Origin of the sequence: Moorena sp. SIO3A2 (assembly GCF_010672265.1) — a bacterium.
Lineage (GTDB): Bacteria > Cyanobacteriota > Cyanobacteriia > Cyanobacteriales > Coleofasciculaceae > Moorena > Moorena producens.
The window spans coordinates 1-1550 of sequence record NZ_JAAHHC010000124.1 but is presented as its reverse complement, the minus strand read 5'-3'; the positions used below and the strand labels follow the sequence as shown (position 1 = coordinate 1550).

At 49.8% G+C, this 1550-nt stretch carries 1 pseudogene; it reads left to right on the top strand.

Features of this window, described 5'->3' with window-relative positions:
• Nucleotides 1-61 precede the first annotated feature (61 nt).
• Nucleotides 62-1542, top strand: a pseudogene (gene tnpC, locus F6K64_RS37980) (IS66 family transposase).
• The last annotated feature ends 8 nt before the right edge of the window (nucleotides 1543-1550 follow it).

The following is a 1550-nucleotide window of genomic DNA, read 5'->3' as shown; positions in this document are numbered from 1 at the left end:
TGTAAGGATTCAGGTAGGGGCTTGACAAAGTCCGGGATGGAGCTGGAGAATCATCAGAAGAATGTGTAGCTTCTCACTAACCCCAGACACAGTTCAGTATAACCAGTTGTCCAAGGAAGAACTGGTGCAGCTGGTAGTGGAGCAAAAAAAACTGCGATTAGCAACAGCACTCACTGATCGAAAGCCTGGTTGAAGAAATAGAAAGACTAAAACTCAGCCGAGACCTAGACTCGAAAAACTCATCTCTACCACCATCAAGGGACTTGCTCAAAAAGCCCGAAAAGAAGCAGGACTTGCAGGATTAATCCGAGAGTCCAGGCAAAAAGAAACCCGGAGGGCAGCCTGGACACAAAGGAAAGACCCGCAAAGGGTTTGGACGAGTAGACCGCGCTCGTTATACTTAGTCCCCAGCAATGCCCTTCCTGCGGTGGGAGTCTGATGGAAACCCCTTCGGTCAAAGTCGAAACTCAACAAGTAGCTCAGCTGGTGGAGCGACCCATAGAAATCGTAGAATATCAACGCCACTATTGTCAGTGTATCGAATGTGGGGTAAGAGCTACGGTACCGTGGCCTGATTCGCTCATCCCTGGACAAGATTTGGGCGTGCGGTTGCAAGGATTACTCGGATGGCTGGGAAACTACGGACATCTGCCTTACTCCAAACAACTTCAGATGTTGTGGGAACTCGGTGGGATCAATATTGGAGTGGGAACGTTGGTGAACACCAACCAACGACTAGCAACGGCAAGCCAAGGGAGCGTTGAGGCTCTGAGAACCTGGGTGGCTGTTGAACAACCCAATCTGCACGTGGATGAAACGCCGTGGGCGGTCAAGGGCATTAAAGAATGGCTCTGGGTACTGAGCCATCCCCAGTTCTGTCTATTTCATGCTGGAGATACACGCTCGCGAGGGGAACTGATTAGCCAGTTGGGACAGACCTATGACGGGGTTCTGATTACGGATGATTACAGTGTCTACAATGGCTATGATGTCAAGGATCAACAGAAGTGAAAGCGCCCATCTGCGCCGTCACTTTCTCAGGTTAATCAAACAACCTGGACTTCACAACCGAGCCATTGGAGAAGCCTTTGTTGAACTGATTGATGAAGCATGCAGGCTGTTATCGTCTCTGGCAACAAACTGGAGATTCCACCGTAACCCATCAGTGGGTAAGAGAATTCAAAACGAAGATACAGACAACGGTTCAAACCTGGAGTTCAGCTGCTGGGGCTGAAGCGGGGAAACTTTTGCGCTCCCTCAAAGAGAAAGCCTCCCAATGGTGGTATTTTTTAGACCATCCCCAAGTCCCACCGGATAATAAAAAGTGCCGAAAGGTCTCTACGCTTGGCGGTAACTAAGCGTAAGGTTAGTGGTGGCTCTCGTTCCCTCCAACGATTCGAGCAGACCGCTAATTTACTCACCGTTGTCCAAACTTGTCGTTTTCAGGGACGTTCGGTGATGGATTTCTTTGAGCAAGCTCTGATGGCTGTTGCTGGTCACTTGCCCGAAGCTCCTTCTCTTATCCCTTCTCCCCACACCTGAATCCTTAC